General features: G+C 38.8%; 16 protein-coding genes. 2 read left to right on the top strand and 14 right to left on the bottom strand.

Annotated elements, in window-relative coordinates:
* Window positions 1-33: 33 nt before the first annotated feature.
* The 8 genes from AC0INN_RS04110 to AC0INN_RS04075 form a co-directional block, all read right to left on the bottom strand.
* The gene (locus AC0INN_RS04110; RefSeq protein WP_306611867.1) at window positions 34-1,071 is read right to left on the bottom strand and encodes a serine hydrolase domain-containing protein; all 1,038 of its coding nucleotides are present in this window, start codon (window positions 1,069-1,071) and stop codon (window positions 34-36) included.
* A gap of 405 nt (window positions 1,072-1,476) precedes the next feature.
* Window positions 1,477-2,010 (bottom strand): dihydrofolate reductase family protein, encoded by a 534-nt coding sequence (locus AC0INN_RS04105; RefSeq protein WP_306611865.1) that lies wholly within the window; start codon window positions 2,008-2,010, stop codon window positions 1,477-1,479.
* Window positions 2,011-2,081: 71 nt separating this feature from the next.
* A complete protein-coding gene (locus AC0INN_RS04100) occupies window positions 2,082-2,816 on the bottom strand; it encodes a helix-turn-helix domain-containing protein (RefSeq protein ID WP_306611863.1) in 735 nt (244 codons plus the stop codon).
* A gap of 55 nt (window positions 2,817-2,871) precedes the next feature.
* Entirely contained in the window at window positions 2,872-3,666 is a 795-nt protein-coding gene (locus AC0INN_RS04095; RefSeq protein ID WP_306611861.1) for a Cof-type HAD-IIB family hydrolase, read from the bottom strand.
* Window positions 3,667-3,749: 83 nt separating this feature from the next.
* A complete protein-coding gene (locus tag AC0INN_RS04090) occupies window positions 3,750-4,799 on the bottom strand; it encodes a UDP-glucose--hexose-1-phosphate uridylyltransferase (protein WP_306611859.1) in 1,050 nt (349 codons plus the stop codon).
* Window positions 4,783-5,967 carry a galactokinase gene (gene galK, locus AC0INN_RS04085; RefSeq protein WP_273647723.1) on the bottom strand — a complete coding sequence of 395 codons (1,185 nt, stop codon included), beginning with the start codon at window positions 5,965-5,967 and terminating at the stop codon, window positions 4,783-4,785. Before galK ends, AC0INN_RS04090 begins: the two co-directional genes overlap by 17 nt.
* 90 nt (window positions 5,968-6,057) lie before the next feature.
* Window positions 6,058-6,711: a fructose-6-phosphate aldolase gene (gene fsa, locus AC0INN_RS04080; RefSeq protein WP_273647722.1), complete on the bottom strand. Its 654-nt coding sequence runs from the start codon at window positions 6,709-6,711 to the stop codon at window positions 6,058-6,060.
* A 92-nt stretch (window positions 6,712-6,803) separates the two neighbouring features.
* Window positions 6,804-7,676, bottom strand: a complete 873-nt coding sequence (locus AC0INN_RS04075; protein WP_306611857.1) for an AraC family transcriptional regulator — start codon at window positions 7,674-7,676, stop codon at window positions 6,804-6,806.
* 156 nt (window positions 7,677-7,832) lie between these two features.
* On the opposite strand from AC0INN_RS04075, the gene AC0INN_RS04070 reads away from it, so the two are divergent.
* Window positions 7,833-8,429: a hypothetical protein gene (locus AC0INN_RS04070; protein ID WP_273647720.1), complete on the top strand. Its 597-nt coding sequence runs from the start codon at window positions 7,833-7,835 to the stop codon at window positions 8,427-8,429.
* A 114-nt stretch (window positions 8,430-8,543) separates the two neighbouring features.
* Here AC0INN_RS04070 and AC0INN_RS04065 read toward each other — a convergent pair whose 3' ends face one another.
* From AC0INN_RS04065 to AC0INN_RS04040, 6 genes are read right to left on the bottom strand one after another with little or no spacing between them, the layout of a single operon-like run.
* Entirely contained in the window at window positions 8,544-10,577 is a 2,034-nt protein-coding gene (locus AC0INN_RS04065) for an alpha-glucuronidase (protein WP_273647719.1), read from the bottom strand.
* Window positions 10,578-10,604: 27 nt separating this feature from the next.
* On the bottom strand, window positions 10,605-11,579 hold the full coding sequence (locus AC0INN_RS04060) for a glycoside hydrolase family 43 protein (protein WP_273647718.1): 975 nt from the start codon (window positions 11,577-11,579) through the stop codon (window positions 10,605-10,607).
* Window positions 11,580-11,600: 21 nt separating this feature from the next.
* Window positions 11,601-12,710 (bottom strand): endo-1,4-beta-xylanase, encoded by a 1,110-nt coding sequence (locus tag AC0INN_RS04055; RefSeq protein WP_306611854.1) that lies wholly within the window; start codon window positions 12,708-12,710, stop codon window positions 11,601-11,603.
* A 9-nt stretch (window positions 12,711-12,719) separates the two neighbouring features.
* A complete protein-coding gene (locus AC0INN_RS04050) occupies window positions 12,720-14,165 on the bottom strand; it encodes an MFS transporter (RefSeq protein WP_273647716.1) in 1,446 nt (481 codons plus the stop codon).
* A gap of 28 nt (window positions 14,166-14,193) precedes the next feature.
* On the bottom strand, window positions 14,194-16,098 hold the full coding sequence (locus tag AC0INN_RS04045; RefSeq protein WP_306611851.1) for a sialate O-acetylesterase: 1,905 nt from the start codon (window positions 16,096-16,098) through the stop codon (window positions 14,194-14,196).
* 21 nt (window positions 16,099-16,119) lie between these two features.
* Window positions 16,120-18,507, bottom strand: coding sequence for a glycoside hydrolase family 127 protein (locus tag AC0INN_RS04040; RefSeq protein WP_306611849.1), 2,388 nt, complete (start codon window positions 18,505-18,507; stop codon window positions 16,120-16,122).
* 514 nt (window positions 18,508-19,021) lie between these two features.
* Between AC0INN_RS04040 and AC0INN_RS04035 the strand changes: the two genes are divergently transcribed.
* A complete protein-coding gene (locus AC0INN_RS04035) occupies window positions 19,022-19,708 on the top strand; it encodes an NUDIX hydrolase (RefSeq protein ID WP_172278194.1) in 687 nt (228 codons plus the stop codon).
* The last annotated feature ends 101 nt before the right edge of the window (window positions 19,709-19,809 follow it).

Genomic DNA, 19,809 nt, shown 5'->3' with positions numbered 1-19,809 from the left:
TTATAGATAATAATGAAACATTATTGCATGTTATTATTGAACTTTCACCTGTGCTGCAAGTATTCTTTTTGCCCATTCCTGATAAAGAGTATACCACACCCGATCACCGTTGGTACTATTACAGAGTATCACTATACCACTCTTGGTTGGTACATGTAAAAACATTGCAGCGCTCCAACCTTCATTTTCTCCGGTATGTCCTATAGTCCTTAATCCCTCGTAATTCATAAAACGATAGCCCAGGCCACTCTCTCCCTGGTCAGAATATGGTAAAACAGGTTGCTTCATTAATTCCAGCGTTTCTGGTTTTAAAACATTATTCAGATCATTTCGATTAGCTGTAAGGGATATTACGGCGAATCGGGCCAGGTCAACAATTGTTGTTTGCAGTCCTGCAGCGGCCTGCTCTGTGAAAATACGGTTATGTATCGGATTTCCTGATGTATCGTAAGCTGTGGCAGAGGTTTGTAATGTATCCGGCCATTCATAATCTGTATTTTTTAATCCAAGGGGCTTAAAAACATTCTCCTTCATGTAATATGCAAACTTCTCTTTTGTCTTTTCTTCAAGAAGCAGTTGTGCTAATGTATAACCTCCTCCCGAATACTCCCATTTCGTTCCGGGTTCACTTATCAACCGGACACTTTCACCATTTCTTTTTGTCTTTCCTGAAAGCGACTCTTCCAAACTCATTAAAGGTGTTCCCTGTTCCGCACCTCCATATCCATGTACCGAAAGACCGGCTGTATGACTAAGGATACGCCTTAATGTCACTTTTGAAACATTGTATTGGGATTCAGGCAATTTCCATCGCGTTAAATACTGATTTACAGGTTCATCTAATTTTAGATATTTCTTTTCACTGAGTTGCATAAATCCCCACGCAGAAAATACTTTTGAAACAGAACCAATATTAAATACGGTTTCCCTGCTGACAGGTTTCTGTCTTTTTACATCAGCAAATCCAAGATATTGTATCCATTTTACTTTTCCATTTTCAATAATGGCCACTGCCGTTCCGGGAACATTATTTTTTTTCATAGACTCCAAGCCTAATTTCTGGATTTTCATGTAGAGGGAGTCTGCCGGATTATTTCCAGTTGTTTCATTAAGCCGCCCGGTACCATACTTGCTTGAGCAGGAAAGAAAAAACGGTATAATTACAATAAATAAAAATTTGACATTCTTGATGCTTATATACATGTCGGTAGAATTATAAATTTTGTTTCGATTAAGCCAAAGTTTTTGGCAATCATCCGGTCATTATTTGTATCCGGCGAAAACATATTGGTACGTACTGTGAAAAATATAAATATTTGAAACCCGAAAATTCAGTAATTGCGATCAAAATCAAATATACTATTTAAACACACTATATTACTATTTTTTTAGATTTTTAAAGACAGGCAATACTATCATTCCAAAACTATTGATTCCAAATACAGGAAAACCGCTCTTTTAAGCGGCTTTCTTTGATTACTTTTTACGTTTGTAGTGAAGTTGTACCAAACCGGTTTCAAATGTTTTTACGGTAATAAATTCAAGTACCTGTTCTGGTCTTTTGTCATTAAAAAGTCTTGTTCCATCACCTAATAAAACCGGGACAACCGAAATTACAAACTCGTCTATCAGGTCTTGCTTTAATAATTCATTAATTACTTCCGCACCGCCGTCACAATAAATATTTTTACCGTTTTCTGATTTTAAACGCTCAACCAATTCGGTTAAATTACCCGTATAAAAAATCGTTCTGCCTACTTGCGGCCTTTCTATTCTGGTAATTACATAAACATCCCGTTCCCCATTATCATAATGAGATGCTCCGATTTCATTTACTACATAATCATAGGTTCTTCTACCAATAATTATGGTATCAATTTGAGAAGTAAATTCCGCATAGCCATAATCTTCGCCTTCTTTCTCTACAAGTTTTAAAAAGCTTAAATCGTCATTGGGTTGCGCGATATAACCATCTAAGCTCATTGCAATAAAAAGTGATATTTTTCGCATTGTTTTGAATTTTAATGTATCTGCAAATTTACTTTTACCCAGCCTGGTATACTTTGTAAAAATGCGACAAATCAAAGTAACGATGGCAAAAGTCCTGTATTTCTTTTGATTTCATGGCTAAGGTGTGAATGGTCATAGTATCCACATTCAAATGCAATATCTAAGAGACTCCTGTTTTGATCCGGATTTCTGATCAGGTGCAAAGCATTCTGAAATCGGATTATATTGGTATATTCTTTTGGTGATATTCCGATAAGTCTTTTAAAATCCCTTTCCAATTGTCTTACGGACGTGAAATTCCTTTTTGCAAGCTCATATATGCTGATTTTTCCTTTTGCAGAATGTATCTCGTTAAGTACAGGTTGTAACTTGTTGTTCTTATTCTGTACTCTAGCGGAAAAGAATTGATCAAAATAATGGAAAGTATCCTCTAATGCTTTGTCAACGTTAAAGGAATTTGATTTTTCAAATTCAATCGTGTCGTCTACCAGCTCATTCTGTGAAGTATAATTATAGAAATTGGCAAAAGCTGCCGGCTTCAGGCATGCACCGATTAAATGAGTATCAGTATCAATAAAACTATCTTTGAATGAAGTCATTGCTCCCACTACATAAGTTTTTCCGAACTCCATTACAACCGAACCGTTATCCGTCAAACAAGGATCTCCTACATTCATTAGTATACCGGCACAGCCATCCGGAAAAACTCTTTCCCACTGCTCTTCCTGTTCATTTCCTTTCAATTCCCAATAGAAATGAATGAAGGGTTCTAACGCTTTATGCGGATGTGCTTTTTTATACTCCATGGGTTTATTTTATAGCCCGATATTCTATTGCATTTCTTACTACCAATGCCTTTAATCAGTCCAGATAGCCCTTGATTGTTTTTAAAACTCCAAAGCTGTCATTGGTACACGCTTCAAAATTGGCCACCTGCTTTACATTCGGGTGTGCATTTTTCATCGCGTAAGAATATTTGGCATTCTTCAGCATTTCTATATCGTTCATATAATCTCCGAATGCCATCGTATTTTCAGGAGAGATTCCCAAAGATTTCTGAAGGATTTTCAAAGCGTTTCCTTTATTGATATCCTTATTCATAATGTCCAGCCAGTGTTCTCCCGAAACAACCACTTCCAGACCGAATTCTTCAAATCTTTTCAAAACCGGATACAGATATTCTTCAGAGCCTTCAGGATGATAAACTGCTATTTTAAAGGCTGTATCATCAATTCTTTCAGTAAGATCATCCTTTTTCATATTTTCGGTATAATACTTTGAGAAAAAATCTACAAACTGCTGATCTTCGGTTTCATAATATGCCATTTTTTTAGCTGAGAGTACCGCTTTCGCTCCCGGTATTTCCCGAACCGCTTTGATGATCTCAACAATATATTTATATTCCAATATATCAGCAAAAAGCTCCTGATCTTTATAGATCACATAACCTCCGTTTTCAGCGATAAAGCCGATCTCACTCTCTATATCCCCGAAATAATGGGTAATCCCCGGCATCTGCCTGCCACTCGCGGGAACAAATACAATATTTCTTTTTTTCAGTTCTTTATAAATATCCGAAAATTCAGGGCTCATTTCATGGTTGGAATTCAGAAACGTCCCATCCATATCCGTCACAATTAATTTAATTTGTTCCATAATTTTATTGAGAAAAAGAGATGTTATATTCTGTATGTATCAGAATTACCATCTGCATATTCTTTCCAAAGGTATTGATTTTATTATTTTTTCTTGTAATGAATCCGGGGCAGGTTTCTTAATATTGCCGCGCTTTGTTCCGGGGTAATGTCTCGCTGAGGCTCTGCAAGCATTTCATACCCTACCATAAATTTCTTTACTTCCGCACTCCTGAGCAGCGGTGGATAAAAATGCATATGAAAATGCCATTCCGGATGTTGCTTTCCGTCCGTAGGTGATTGATGAATTCCCGCAGAATAAGGAAATGACGTTTCAAAAAGATTGTCATAAATTGTAGTCAGGTCCTTGAGTATGGCTGCAAGTGATTCTTTTTCATCCTCAGAAAATGCTGCAATATTTTCTCTTTGTTGTTTACTGATAATCATTGTTTCATAAGGCCATGATGCCCAAAACGGCACTAATGCTGCAAAATTTTCATTTTCTGTGACCACACGTTCGCCGGCCGTTATTTCCTGCTCAATATAGTCCTCCAGCAATGTTCTTTTATTCTTTTCAAAATAAGATTTCAACTGATCCTGGGTTTTCTGAACCATTGCCGGAACTGATGACTGTGCCCATATCTGGCCGTGCGGATGAGGATTGCTGCATCCCATGATGCTTCCTTTATTCTCAAAAATCTGAATATAATTAATATGGTCGAAAGCTGCTAATTCAATGAACTGCGCCTGCCATGCATCCACCACATTTTTTATTTGTTCCACGGACATTTCCGGTAAGGTAAGGCTGTGGTCTTCAGAAAAGCAAACAACCCTGTTGATTCCACGTTCCGGAAGCAGGGTAAAAAATCCTGAATGTCCTTCTGAGAAATCAACCTCTTCATTAAGCAACGCCCCGAAATCGTTATTAAAAACGTATGTCCCTTTATAGTCAGGGTTGCGGGCTCCGTTAGCACGCCAATTTCCGGAACAGAGATAACAGTCCGGATCATAGGCAGGACGATCATCTGCTGCGGTCTTCTCTCTCTGTCCTTGCCAGGGCCGGTTTGCCCGTTGGGGAGAAACCAGTATCCATTCATTCAGGAGAGGATTGTATCTTCTGTGGGGATGTTTATTACGGTCAAATGATGTATTCATTGGTGTATTCTTTTATCCCGTCTGAAATTTTAACTTGATACACTTTCATCTGAATATTAAAATGTTCAAGATATTTTTCACTGATGGCTTTAATCACTTCTTCAGCTCTGTTTTCCTGAATCAGGTTGATACTGCAGCCCCCAAAGCCGCCTCCCATGATTCTTGCTCCCAGAACCCCTTCCTTCTGCAATGTGTTTTCAACCAAAAAATCAAGTTCAATGCAACTGACCTCAAATTCAGTGGACAGCCCGGCATGGGTTTCTGTGAGAAGTGTTCCCAGATATTCAATATTTCCTTCCGAAATTGCTTTGGCCGCCATTTCTACTCTTCGGATTTCTTTCAACAGATAGAGACATCTTTTGTATGAAATATCTCCCATTTCTTCCTTTGTATGATCAAGCATAGACAATGTAAAATCCCGGAATTTTTCAATCTCAGGGAAATTTTTCCATAAGACTTTTTTACCGTGTTCTACATCTCTACGTCTTTCATTATAGCCGGATGTCAGATGACTATGCTTTACACAGCTGTCAAAAAGCAGCAGGCTGTATCCTTTAAGGTCGGCATCAAAATATTGATGCTCCAAAGAATTACAGTCAAGCATAATCACCTTATTTTCCTTTCCGAAAACGGAGGCAAACTGATCCATAATTCCGCACTGAACTCCTGCAAAAGTATGTTCTGATTTTTGCCCGATCACCGCGATTTCTTTCTTGGTGAGATGAAGGTCAAAAAGTTCATTGAGGATATAGGCAAAGCCACATTCAAGGGCTGCCGAAGAAGAAAGTCCGGATCCCATTGGAATGGTACTACTGAAGACAATTTCCATTCCGCAAAACTGGTTTTCTGACTTCTGCAACTGGCTGAAAACGCCCAGAATATAGTTCATCCACATTTGCGGTACAGGTTTTACCTCTATTGTGACATCAAATGTATATTCTTCTCCGAGGTCTTTGGCTATGATGGTACAAAAATTAGACTGTGGCAGCTTGCGGACAGCAAAACAAATGTATTTATCTATGGCAGCAGGTAATACAAAACCGTCGCTATAGTCTACATGCTCACCGATAATATTAATTCTCCCGGGAGAAAGGAAGATGTGTTCAGGTTCTGCTTTGAATTCAGTCCTAAACTTTTGTATGGTTGGGTTGATTAACTGTTCCTGCATATCAATCTCATTTGATCAACAGATCTGGGCTCATCTAAAGTATAAAACTACTGAATTTTAACAGAGAAGTTATACTTTTTCTGCCCAATCTTATTTCATTTTTTGTGAATCTTTAATAAACTGGTCTAATCCTGAATCTGTAAGCGGATGTTTAAGAAGAGAAAGTATAGGAGCCAAAGGACACGTTACCACATCAGCACCAATCTTTGCACAATTGATAATATGCATGCTGTGTCGGACTGAAGCAGCAAGGATCTGTGTCTGAAAAGCATAATTGTCATAAATCTCCCGGATTTCCGATATCAGATGAAGGCCATCGGTAGAGACATCATCCAGTCTTCCCAGAAACGGAGAAACATAGGTGGCTCCTGCCTTGGCAGCCAGCAATGCCTGTCCGGAAGAGAATACAAGCGTACAGTTGGTCTTTATTCCCTTTTCAGAAAAATAGCGGATGGCTTTAATCCCATCTTGAGTTATGGGTACTTTTACAACAATTCTCGGATGTAGTGCAGCAAGCTCTTCACCTTCCTTAACCATTTCTCCAAAAGTAATTCCTAAAACTTCAGCACTTACATCGCCATCCACAATGTTGCAGATATCAAGATAGTGTTGGTGTATGTTTTGTTTTCCGGAAATCCCCTCTTTCGCCATCAGCGAAGGGTTGGTGGTTACTCCGTCAAGAACTCCAAGGGCATGGGCTTCTTCTATCATCGCCAGATTGGCAGTGTCAATAAAAAATTTCATAAAAAGTGATTGTTATTTTATAAGTGTTAAAATTACACTTATATTTTAATAAATCATCATATGATTACACTTTTTTATTGTTTTGCTAAAAATTATTCCATGAAATAATTAAACTCTTTCCTGTATTGAGAAGGACTTTTTTGGATGTATTCCTTAAACGTTTTATTAAAATAACTGAAATTATTAAATCCGGATTCAAAGCAGACTTCTGTAATGCTTAAGGGCTGTTCAGCAAGAAGCTTGAGGGCATGGGTAATTCTGTATTCGTTAACAAACTGTGTAAAGGTCTTATTTGTGATTTTTTTAAAATAACGGCAAAAAGACGGTACTTTCATATTGGCAAGATCAGCCATTTCTTCCAGGGTTATGGCTTCTTTAAAATGATCTTTGACGTAATTGAATATAAGATTGATTCTTTCATTATCTTCAATCTGTGTCTGAAGGTAATATTTTCCCGCATTTAAAATCCTGTAATCCTGAGTAACAGCCAATTCATCCAATATTTTTAAAAATCTGCATAACCTGTCCAAAGAGGAAGCTTCATGCATCTCAACAATCTCTTTCCCGATTCTTTTTTTCACATCCTCCCCAAATACAATACCTGCTTTTGATTTTTCAAGCAAAGAAGAAATCCTTTGCATTTCCGGTATGTCCCAGATAGGTTCTCCTAAAAAATCAGGTTTGAACTGAATAACCATTTCATACTCATTATGCGTACTTTCATTGGTGAGTCCGCAATGCGGTAGATTGCTTCCTATAAGTACAAGATCTCCTTCTGAAAAATAAGTGATACTACTTCCAATCTGTCTTTTCCCGGAACCTTTGCATACAAAAATCAACTCAATCTCGGGATGGTAATGCCAGACATGTGATTTTATATTCTCATTAGTCAGAAATTTAAGGCTGGTAAAGCTGCTTCCTATAGTAGGTCTTACCGCCTCAAAAGAAGGATTTACATGTTTCATAGGCCAAATACAAATAATTTCATATGCAAAATTAACAAATAATACACTAATATCATTAAACAAGGTTAATATAGCAAATAAATATGAAAATTTAATTATAGCCTGAGAATTATTGGTGCCCTAGCTTTGCAGTATTAATCCTAAAAGCCTTAACCCATGAGCACATTATTAAAAGCCGTATTTTTTGCAGGAGCCTTGTTGTTTTCAGCAAATGTAATGAGTAAGGATAGAGATTTTTCCCTTTCCTTTGGAAACGTACAAGCCAAAACGTTAAATTTTGAGCTGTCGAACGCCAGAAGCGTATCTGTTTTTGTTTATAACAGTGCACATGATGAACTATTCTCCGAAAATCTTACGGATGGGAGCCATGTAATGAAAACGTATGATTTTCAAAGCTTTGAACCCGGAACTTATTATCTGGTAGCAGAATCAGAAATGAAGATAGAGAAGTATAAAATACAAATCAGTTCCGATAATGTAATGGAAGTGGAAAAAAAGCCTGTGAGCTCAATCAATAAGCCTGAATATACCATTTCCGGTAATATGGCGAAGCTGCATATGTCGGATGTAAAGGGTCCCGTAAATATTTCAGTATATGATCTATCCAATACGACGTATTATACATCCAACAGAGAATATGCTGACGGCAATGTAGATATTACCTTTAATCTTAACCCACAAACAGCCAACCAATATATCATCCAGGTTGAAGAAAACGGAAATATTTTTAATAAAATAATTTCCCTTAGATAACCCGCTACATTTAAAGATCATTCATTCCAATTATTTGGATTTAAAATTTTACATAGCTATTATTATTTGAGGCCGCTCTTCTTTCCGATCCGGAAAAAAAACGGCCTCATTTTTTTAATTGTGATGTCCCATATTCAATTTAATTTTTTTCAGATCTTCCAATTCGTGAACAGGGCGTTCGATGTCATAAGGAATCGGTTTTTTGGAAAAAGTCTGGAAATACAGCAGGCAGGCATCCTTCCACCAGACTGCATCTTTTGACTGAATCTTGAGTTTTGACTGAACATCAGCAAATCTTTGTTCATCTATATAAGGTTCCATCTTATCCCATACTTTCTGATAGTCCCTTGCTTTTTTTACTCCGGAATCATACGTATAGCACAGCTCATCCCATAGTGTTTTTCCGTCTTTCATTGTATAATCCCACGGAACATGATGAAACCACAGGATAAGATTTTCCGGACAGGTTGAGATATTCCCATACCTTTCATTCAATGGTGGAAAATATTGCGAAACAGCATTACTTCCTGTTTTTGTTCTGTTAAAGCCCAATCCCTGAGCATCAGCCTGATGATAATAGACGGGTGACCAGTCCGGTCTTCCGCCTTTATAATCTCCCCATGGCTCTGGCCCGTAGTGATGTCCGCCTGCAAAAATATGGTGAAGTCCCAAAGGCATCATATAATCCACAGCGGTTTCTCGGGACGAAAGCATCATTTCTTTTACCGGATTCAGGAATTTCTGATTGTCTGTAAAGGTCATTTTAATCCATTCATCCGCAATCTGCTCTGAACTCAGCTGATGGTTCCATGCCAACCTTCCGAAGGCATACCAGTTGGCCTGTGCAAAATGATGCCCTGTCCAGTTTGTATCTTCCCCGATATTGGCAACAGCCGAAATGGCTGTCAATTTTGCGGGTCTTAAAGTTCCGTCTGTTATTTTAGCAATCGTAGATCCCTGACCGTCCGAGTAAGTATCACTTTCCAGTGTTTCCTTGAATAATGGAGCCAAATAAACCAAATGATTTGAAATGCCCAGATATTCCTGTGTAATCTGAAATTCTACCATTTCGGAAGTTTTTCTTAATGCTCCGAAAAGCGGATTAAACGCTTCGCGGGGCTGAAAATCAACCGGACCGTTTTTGATCTGAATAATCACATTATCCCTGAATTTACCATCCAGAGGAACAAATTCCAGATAAGCTTGTTTGGCTCTGTCGTCTTTGCTCGGACTGTAGACAAATGCTCTCCACATCACTATTCCATGGTAAGGTTTCAGGGCATCAGCCATCATATTGGCTCCGTCTGCATGGGTTCTTCCGTAATCCTGAGGACCCGGCTGCCCTTCGGAATTGGCTTTCACCAAAAATCCGCCGAAATCGGGAATTAACTTATAAATTTCAGCAGCTTTATCTTTCCACCACTTTTGTACATCCTTATTCAATGGATCTGAATTTTGCAATCCGCCAAGCACTTTTGGGGAAGAAAAATTCACAGAAAGATACACCTTGATACCATAAGGCCTGAAAATATCAGCCAGAACTTTGACTTTCTTAAGATAATCTTCCCTAAGCATATTGGGCGATGCATTCACATTATTCAAAACAACGGAATTAATTCCTACAGAAGCATTCGCTCTCGCGTATTCTTCATAGCGCGGAGAAATTTTCCCGGGCAGATCTTCCCATTTCCAAAGCGATCTTCCGGCATATCCCCTCTCAATGCTTCCGTCCAGATTATCCCAATGATTCAGAATCCTTACATCGTATGATGGCTTTTCAATACTGTTTAAGTGAGACAAGTCGGCTTTTGTCTGCTGTAATCGTAAAATATGATAGACTCCGTACAACAGTCCTATTTCTTTGCCTGCAGAAATAACGATTTTTTCAGGGGTGGAAACAATCTTATAGCCGTCTTTCAGATTTTTCTCTTTGTTTTCGGTACGAAGTTCCACCGCCTGTCCCTGCCAGTGGCCGCTCAGCTCTTTTCTGGCAATGTTCAGCGTGGGACTGTTCCCTCTGGAAATAATTTTATCTGCAGATATTCCGTTTTTGGCAGGAAACCGAAGCCATAGCTGACTTCCGTCCTCCGCGAAGGCCAGTAACGGAATGATCAGAAAAAATAGAATGTTGAGTCTCAGATATCGCATTGAAAAATTTTAAATTATTAAAGATGACTATGACCGGTCTTCCAGACCTTCAATCCTCTTGATTTTCCCTTCCTGATCGTATTCCAGTTCAATCACTTTCATACTTCTCAACCATGTTTTACCGCCACTGGGAACAGAATCATGGAAAAACAGGTACCACTTCCCTTTGAATTCCACAATACTATGATGAGTAGTCCATCCTACCACCGGAGTAAGAATTTCACCCTGAAAGGTAAACGGCCCGTAAGGATTATCCCCGGTTGCATAGCAAATCAGGTGGGTGTCTCCTGTGGAATAAGAAAAATAATATTTCCCGTTGTACTGATGCATCCATGATGCTTCAAAAAAGCGGTGTTTATCTCCATGAAGCAGTGGTTTTCCGTTTTCATCAATGATGACAACGTCTTTAGGTGCTTCAGCAAATTCAAGCATATCATCGCTCAGCAAAGCTACCTTAGAATGGATTGCAGGTTCATTATTTTCGGGAATTACAGCAGATTCAAGTGCTTTATTATCCCTGTAGCGCTGTAATTGTCCACCCCAGATTCCTCCGAAATACATATAATATTTTCCCTTATCTTCAAAAATGCACGGATCGATGCTGTAACTGCCCATCATCGGATGCTTTTCAGGAATGAAAGGCCCGTAAGGTTTGTCGCTCACAGCAACCCCGATTCTGAAGATATCATTCTGATCTTTCAAGGGAAAGTACATATAATATTTACCGTCTTTGAACGCAACATCACAATCCCACAGCTGTCTTCCCGCCCATGGAATATCTTTTACCGAAAGTACTACGCCATGGTCTTTAATTTCTCCACCTTCCACATCATCCATTGAGAAGACATGATAATCATTCATGTCAAAATGGTCTCCGTTATCGTTTTCTTCAATTCCACTTTCGCGGTCATGAGAAGGATAGATATAGATTTTATCTTCAAAAACGTGAACGGAAGGGTCTGCCATATAATCTTCCGGGAATAAATATTTTGATTTTTTCATTAAGTAAAAATTCTATTGATTTTAGTTTTTCTCTGCCAATTTTATTATTTTTTGTACTACTGGTTTCTCCTGATCTTTCCTGTCAAAAAGTAGCGGGTAATCCGTTCTTCCTTTTACCGGGAAATCGTTTTTCCAGGATTGCTTATCGGTAACACCCCATAAGGTTACTCTTCTTATTTTGTCTTTATGTTTCAAAAACAAACCAAAGAAATCAAGATAGCGTTTTTCCCATTTCGTTTCTACTTCATTGGGAAGTCCTTTGATGTAAGGATTCATTTCTTTCTGATAGGCAACGGTATCTGAAACATTGGCAGAGCTTCCCCATGGAGAAGGCAGCGCACTTATTTCCAGTTCTGTTATATTAACTTTAACTCCGGCATTGGAATAATCTACAATTGCTTTTTCATACTCATCCATAGAAGGATTATCCATTCCGACGTGAGACTGCATTCCCACCCCATCAATGCGGATTCCTCTTGATTTAAGCTTTTCAACCATTTTAATGACTGCTTTTACCTTTTCAGGATACCATTCATTATAATCGTTATAATATAGTTCTGCATTGGGATCGGCCTCCTGTGCATACTGAAATGCCAAAGGAATAAAATCTTCACCCAGGATTTCGTAAAATTTACTTTTTCTGTAGGTTCCGTCTTCCATAATGGCTTCATTCACCACATCCCATCCTTTTACTTTCCCTTTGTAACGGGAAACTACCGTTGTAATATGGTTTTTCATGCGTTGTTTCAATACTTCCGGAGAGACATCCTTTCCATTTTTATCTGTAAAAAACCATTTTGGAAGTTGGGAATGCCAGATTAACGTATGCCCGATGATGAACATCTTGTTTTTTATTCCGAAATCAACAAATTTATCGGCATCGTCAAAGAAGAACTTCCCTTCCTGAGGTTGAAGGAACATAGATTTCATACAGTTTTCAGCAACAATAGAGCTGAATTGGTTTCTGATGATGGCTACTGCTTTTTTATCTGTACCGTCAATCTGGGGAAGACTCATCGCCGTTCCGATGTAAAATTTATCCTGAAATGCTTTTTTTAAAGTACCGTCAGACTTCTGCGCCGACAGACCGGCAGCAGTAAGAGCCGCCAAACCTAGTAAAATACGTTTCATAGTAATCGTTTATTTTCTTCTTTCAGCCAGATCTTTTTCAATCTGAACTTCCATTTTTTTGTTGATTTTGTAGAATAAAAGCAGTCCACAGGCAATGAAAAACGGTATGGATGGAAATATGCTCACAAGCATTTTCGCTCCTGCAGCCACTGTTTCAGGCTGAATAGCCTGTTCGCTCCCGTGTACTGAAATGTATCCGTATTTCCCAATGATCAAAGCGACCAGTGAGCTTCCGATGCTGAGACCTACTTTTAAGCCAACCATCATTGCGGAAAAGATAATAGCCGTTGCCCTGCGGTTGTTTTTCCATTCCGAATAATCGGCAACATCAGCAATCATGGCCCACAAAAGCGGCGTACTGATTCCGTAAAAGAATCCGTGTAAGATCTGTGACAAAAACATCACTTTTACTGCTTTCGGAGGGTAAAATATAAACATCAGGATGAACAATGTAGAGATAAATAATGAAGCAATAAAAGTATCACGCTTTCCAAATCTGTCTGCCAGCCTTTTAGAGAAAGTAATCCCGACGATCATCATGACAATTCCTCCTGCATTAAATAATCCGAATCCCGCAGACTTTGGATCTTCTCCGAAGAAATTCATCCCTGCAGAATTAAAAAATGCGGTAATCGGTGAGATAAAGCTCTTCAGGGCATTTTCATCCACATAGTTGTTAAAATAATATACATAAGATCCTCCTTTCATAGCCAATGTGATAAATATAAATGCGGTCACGGTAAGCATAATAATCCACGGTCTGTTCTGGAATAAATCTTTTAAATCTTCTTTCAGACTTGATTTCTGCTCCGGCTTGGGAATGATTCTTTCTTTGGTCGTAAAAAAAGTAATCAGAAGCATTATGGATCCGATCACCGCCAGCCATGTCATAACAGTTTCAATTCCCTGAGCTTTATCTCCGTGTCCTACATATAAAATGATGGGAAGCATAAATACCTGTACAAAGAACTGTGCAAACATCACGGCTACAAAACGGTATGAAGAAATACTGTTCCTTTCTCCCATATCTCCCGTAATAACACCGCTCAACGCAGCATACGGCAAGTTATTGGATGCGTATAATAGCAACAATAATGAATAGGTAACCGCTGCATAGATCATTTTACCCTGATAGGAAAAGTGAGGCGTGCTAAAGGCTAACAAGGCTGCAATACCAAGCGGTACAGCGGTAAATAGAATCCATGGACGGAATTTCCCCCATCGTGAGCTTGTACGATCCGCCAGTGCTCCGATAAGCGGGTTAAAGCCAAATCCGGCAATTAAACCTACGGTAAGGGTGATGACAGAGGCATCTTCTGCCTTGAGTCCGTAAATATCTGTGTAAAAATAGGTTAAGTAGGTTACCAGGGTCTGAAAAACGAGATTGGCTGCCAGATCTCCCAGGCTATACCCTACTTTTTCTATTACCGATATTTTTTGCGGTTGATTATCCATTGATTGTAATAAGGTTTTCTATGTTAAATTAATTTTTTTCTGTTGTAAAAGGTGAAGCAGGCAGCCCATTTTTGTTTTTAAGATTGCCATCCGGGTTGTCTGCCCAGTCGTAACGTACATTGACAGGGCTGGTGACCTGGTCATTCCAGACAATGACTTTACTACCTTTAGCTTCTGCTTTGGCCCATTGGTAGCTGCCATCTTTCTGCTGTATGGCAAAACCTTTCAGTTCTCCCTGTACCAGATCATCTGTTCCGGGTTTAAAGGATAAAATAATGGTATTCCCTTCTGTTTTCATGGACTGATAAACGGGTCCGTCTGCAATAATCTTTTTACCTTCCCCAATTTTCAGGGCTTGTAAAGCCAATCTGTCACCTACTGTTTTTTTATTCAGCGGATGAATATCGTTCCATTCTCCTAAATCAATAGCTACTGCAAGCCCTGCGTAAGGAACATTGAGGGAAACCTGTCTCTGCTGCTCTCTCAGCTCAGCCCAGCCACTATCCAGAGGTTCATCTTTTTTCTCCATGAAATTAGCCAGCTGCACAATCAGGAAAGGCAAATCATTCTTGTTCCATTTTGAACGCCAAAGTGAAATCATTGTTGATAGCAAATCTCCATATTCTTTAGGTTTTCCTGTATTGCTTTCACCCTGATACCAGATAAATCCTTTGATGTTATAATTGATCAGCGGGTTAATCATGGCATTATAAAGTCCTAACGGTTTCCACCGGATAAAAGTTTGTCCGGGAGCCATTTTTTCCATTTTTGCTCCTATTTTATATTTCCACTCGCCTTTAAGATCTGTTTTTTGTCCGTCAATTTCGAGGTAATACGGTTTATCGGAAATAAACTGCCCCTTCCCGCTTCCATTGATTACTCTTACGGTAATGATATTCTTGCCTTCTTTTAAAACACCTTTGGGAACATCATACCAACGTGGCGGATATTCATAAGTCACATTTCCTACTTTAATTCCATTGATGTAAGTAACATCAGCATCTTTTATCCTTCCCAGATTCAAAAATGCTGTTTTCAAATCCACTCCTTTTGGAAGAATAATTTCTTTGCGGAACCATACCGAACCGTCAAACGAGCCTTCCTGATCCTCCCACGATCCCGGTACCACCATGGTTTTCCATCCGGAATCATCCCCATTATCTTTCTCCCAGTGCTGGTTCAACCCTATATCACTCTGATCAAGCTCTGCATACCATGCTTTGCTTAGGGACCGTTCCTGAGATTCTGTGGTTTTTATCAGGTCATCATTTTTCCATCTTTCTGCTTCAGTAAGATATTCCGGATATTTTCTCAGTGAGTTTTCATCCATCCAGGCCTGAACCGGAGAGCCTCCGAGGCTGGTGTGAATGATTCCTACCGGAACTTTGTTTTTTTCATTCAGTTCTTTGGCAAAGAAATAGGCAACTCCTGAATAATCAAGAATAGTCTGAGGGTTGGTACTTTCCCACTTCCCGCCGTCAAGATCATTTTGAGGCGCTTTAAAATTATATTTCTGCGGGACAGTAAAGAATCTTATATTCGGATTATTGGCATTTTTAATTTCATTTTCATAAAGAGGTGTCAGCCTGCGCATCGGAAGTTCCATATTGGATTGCCCTGAAGCCACCCATACATCTCCAATAAGGATATCCTTAATGGTGATCTCATTAATTGTCATGCTATATGGACCACCGGCATTAAGCTTTGGAAGCATAAGGGTCCAGTTGCCATTCTGATCAGCCGTGGCATGATAGGTTTTACTAATAAACTTAACCGTAATTTTTTCTCCCGCATCTGCATATCCCCAGATTTTCAGATCCTGGTTCCTCTGAAGGATCATCCCGTCCGAAACCAAAGCAGGGAGCCTTACTTTTGCATGAAAACTGCAAATGGCTGCCAGAAAAAATAATAAGTATAGGGTTCTGTTTTTCATGGGAAAAATCTGTTTTTATTTTTAGTTCAGCTTGTATTGCTTTTCGTATTTTCCTTTCAGCAAACGGACTTCGATGATTTTAGCGGTCATCAATTTTTCATCTGCCAGGAATTTTACCGTTAGATGTTCTTTATTCTTTTCTGAATCCGGTATCGGAACAACCAGATATTGAGATAAGGCTCCGGACTTTCCGTTCAAATTCTGAGTAATGATGTTTTTACCGTTGATTTCAATATTCAGTACTCGATTGGCATTGGCATCAAAATAAAGCAGGTAAAGGAATGAAGCATTTTTTCCGTTATTTTTCATCTGATAGCTAAACCAGCCTTTGGCATCTCGGAAGTGCCGGTCTTCCATATAGCCTGTACCTGAGTCTTTGCTTTCTATAAAATGATCTGATTCCGGCTGCTGTTCTCCTAATTGGATTCTATCAGTTGTGATGACATCCAGTTCTTTGGTTTCCGATTCCTCTTTCGCCTTCTGTTTCAGCATATTTTCTATCCCGTTTTTGTCGGCCTGCGGCCAGTACAGAATATATCTTTCTGCCTGGATACTGTAAAACGGTACAAGCTCTAAACCTTTCCCGAATTTTTCCGACGGATAAAGCCCTGTAACGGCAAAGTTGAGCGGTTTACTGTTCAAAGGTGAAACATGGCTAACCACCTCGGAAGAATTTCCAAGGATAACTGGAATTTCGTTTAAAGGAATCTGCGGACCATGAGCAATATGGCCGCCTCTGCTATCGTCCGCAAGAAGTCCCTGTTGGTTTTCGGCACCGTATGTTGCGGCAAGCACTACAGGACCGTATTTAAATGCATAATAATTGGAATGGTCAGGAAGTTGTTCTGCAGAAAGATGCATCGGCAAAATCATTTTCACAACATCTCCTTTTTTCCATCTTTTAGTCAGTGTAAAATAGCCATCGGAACCTCGTTGTACTTTCTCCTGTTTTCCGTTGATCAGAATTCTTACTTCCGAGGCTGTGGTCCATTCCGGACATCTTAGTTTTAAACCAAATTCTGATTTTCCTGCGGCATCAAAGATCAGTGTTGTTTCAGGAACTTTCGGGAAGTTGTTCACCTGTCGGAGCACTACTTTTTGCTGTTTCCAGGTCAATGTGGAAGGAATAAACAGGTTCACATATAAATCCTTATCCGACCGGGCATAAATCATTTCCCCGTATTTGGCATGATTTTCCATCCCTGATCCTACACAGCACCAGAAGCTAGTCTGAGGCTGTGAATAAACACGATAGTGTCCGGGACGCATCGGGGTAAAGTACACGAAGCCTCCCTGGTTATAATTTTCCGTGGAAAGGATATGATTGTATAATGCTTTTTCGTAATAATCGATATAATAAGATTCAGGCAGCGTTGCATAAAGCTCTTTCGTCAGCTTGAGCATATTATAGGTATTGCAGGTTTCCGGACCTTCTATACTTTTTATCATGCTGCTGAAATCATTGACAGGGTTAAAATGCTCACTGACACTATTCCCGCCAATAACAGACGATCTTTTCTCGGTAATATTATGCCAGAAAAAATCAGCGGCATTACTCCAGGAAGTATTATTTTCAAGATCAGCAATGCGTTTGTAGCCGATTACTTTTGGAATTTGTGTATTGGCATGAAGACCTGTAAGCTTATCTTCTCCCGCCAGAAGAGGATTAAGGATAGCCTGATGGGAAAAGCGATGAGCCAGTTGCAGATATTTTTTGTCATGGGTAATATCGTAAACATCCGCAAAAACTTCGTTAAGTCCTCCATGCTCACTGCGCAGCATATCCTGTATCTGTTCATCAGAAAGACCTGACACTTCATTCAGCATCCAATCCGTAAGTCGGATCAACATTGTCTTTGCTTTGTCACTTTTTGCGTACCAATATGCATCGCGTAATCCTGCATATAACTTATGAATATTATACAAAGGAACCCAGCGATCATTCAATCCAAAACCTGAGGCGCGTATATTCCCCTGCTTTATTTCTTTCCAGATCTTTTTCCCGTTGGGAACCCCAGAAATGTATCCGTCCGGAGAGGCTTTCTGACATCGTTCCAGCTCTCTGATCATATAATCAATCCTCTGCTTGATTCCGGAATCACCTGTAGAAGCATACATTAATGATAATGCAGAAAGATAATGTCCTCCTATATGACCGTCCAAGCCGGTGTTTTCCCAATTGGGGTAATTATCTGCTTTTGGTTTTAGTCCGGCTTCCTTAAGATAGGGAGCCAGCAATCTGTCCGGCTCCATCTCCATAAGGTATTTCCGGTCTGCTGTCATGGCTTTATTGAAAACACTCTCTGATAACCTTACAGTTTCCAAAGGGAAATAATGAATTTTCTCCTTTACCTGCGCTGAGGTAAATGAAGTGAAACACAATAAAATAACTGAAAATTTTGGTCTCATGAATAAATGTTAATTCAACATTTCTAAAATAATGGAAACAATCTATATACGAAACTTTTTTTGAGTCTGTTTTAGTTATTTTTTTATTTAAAACCTTTCACAAAGCCCGGAAAATAAAAGAAAAGCCACTACCTTATCATAAAAAATAAGATAATCAATTCACAGAAAAAGAAAACTTTGCAATCACAGGATTCCCTATGAAAATGAATTAAGAATACGTTTTAATAAAAATTTCAATGATATAGTGAATACCTTATCGTATTTTTAACGTTAAGCTATTTTAATTAATAATAATAAGTGTTAATTCTAATTTTAACACAATTTTAACATTAAATTCATATACATTTAACTGGATTTCATTGCTATTTTTCATTTTTAATCCCAGTTTTAGCTCCCAAAATACCTTTGTAGAATCGTTTTAATAAAAATAATGATTCAGATTTAAAAGTGTAAGAATTACATTTGTATAAGATCGTAAGTATAAAAGTTTTACCTTTGCATCAAAATATAAAAGATGACTGAGGATTACTCCCAATATCCCAAACACCTGGTTGCTGTTGACTGCATTATTTTCGGTTTTGATGGCGAAAATCTTAAAATCCTATTGGTAAAAAGAAATTTTGAACCCCAGATGGGCGAATGGTCCCTCATGGGTGGATTCATTGGCAGTGAAGAGACATCCGATGAAGCGGCCAACAGGGTTCTGTATACATTAACTGGTCTTGAAAATATTTATCTTGAACAGCTGAAATGTTATACGGAAATTAAACGTGAGCCTACAGCCAGAATCATGTCAATCTCCTACTATGCATTGATCAATATTGAAAAAGATATTCAGATCAATGAACAGTACAGTGCAGAATGGGTTGAGCTTCAGAAAGCACCGGATCTTATTTTCGATCATAACGATATGGTAAAGGATGCGGTAGCCAGACTGAGGAGAAGAGCTTCCACCGGACCTATCGGCTTTGAGCTTCTTCCTGAAAAATTCACCATGAAGGATCTTCAGAATCTTTATGAAGCCATTTTTGACGAAAAATTCGATAAGCGTAATTTCACAAGCAAGATCAATAGCATGGATATCCTTGTCAATACCAATAAAAAGGATATGACCTCATCCAGAAAAGGTTCTTTTCTTTACCGCTTTGACGAAAAAAAATACACCAAGAAAATATCGCGCGGGTTTATGTTTAAAATGTAATTGTTTTTGATATTATGCAAATCATCTATTTAATATCTATACCCTGCACCTTTCCACAAATCTTCTATGACCTTAAGATAAATGAAATCTCGTTTTTTACG

Source organism: Chryseobacterium subflavum (assembly GCF_055762745.1).
This window is presented reverse-complemented; position numbering and strand designations above follow the sequence as displayed.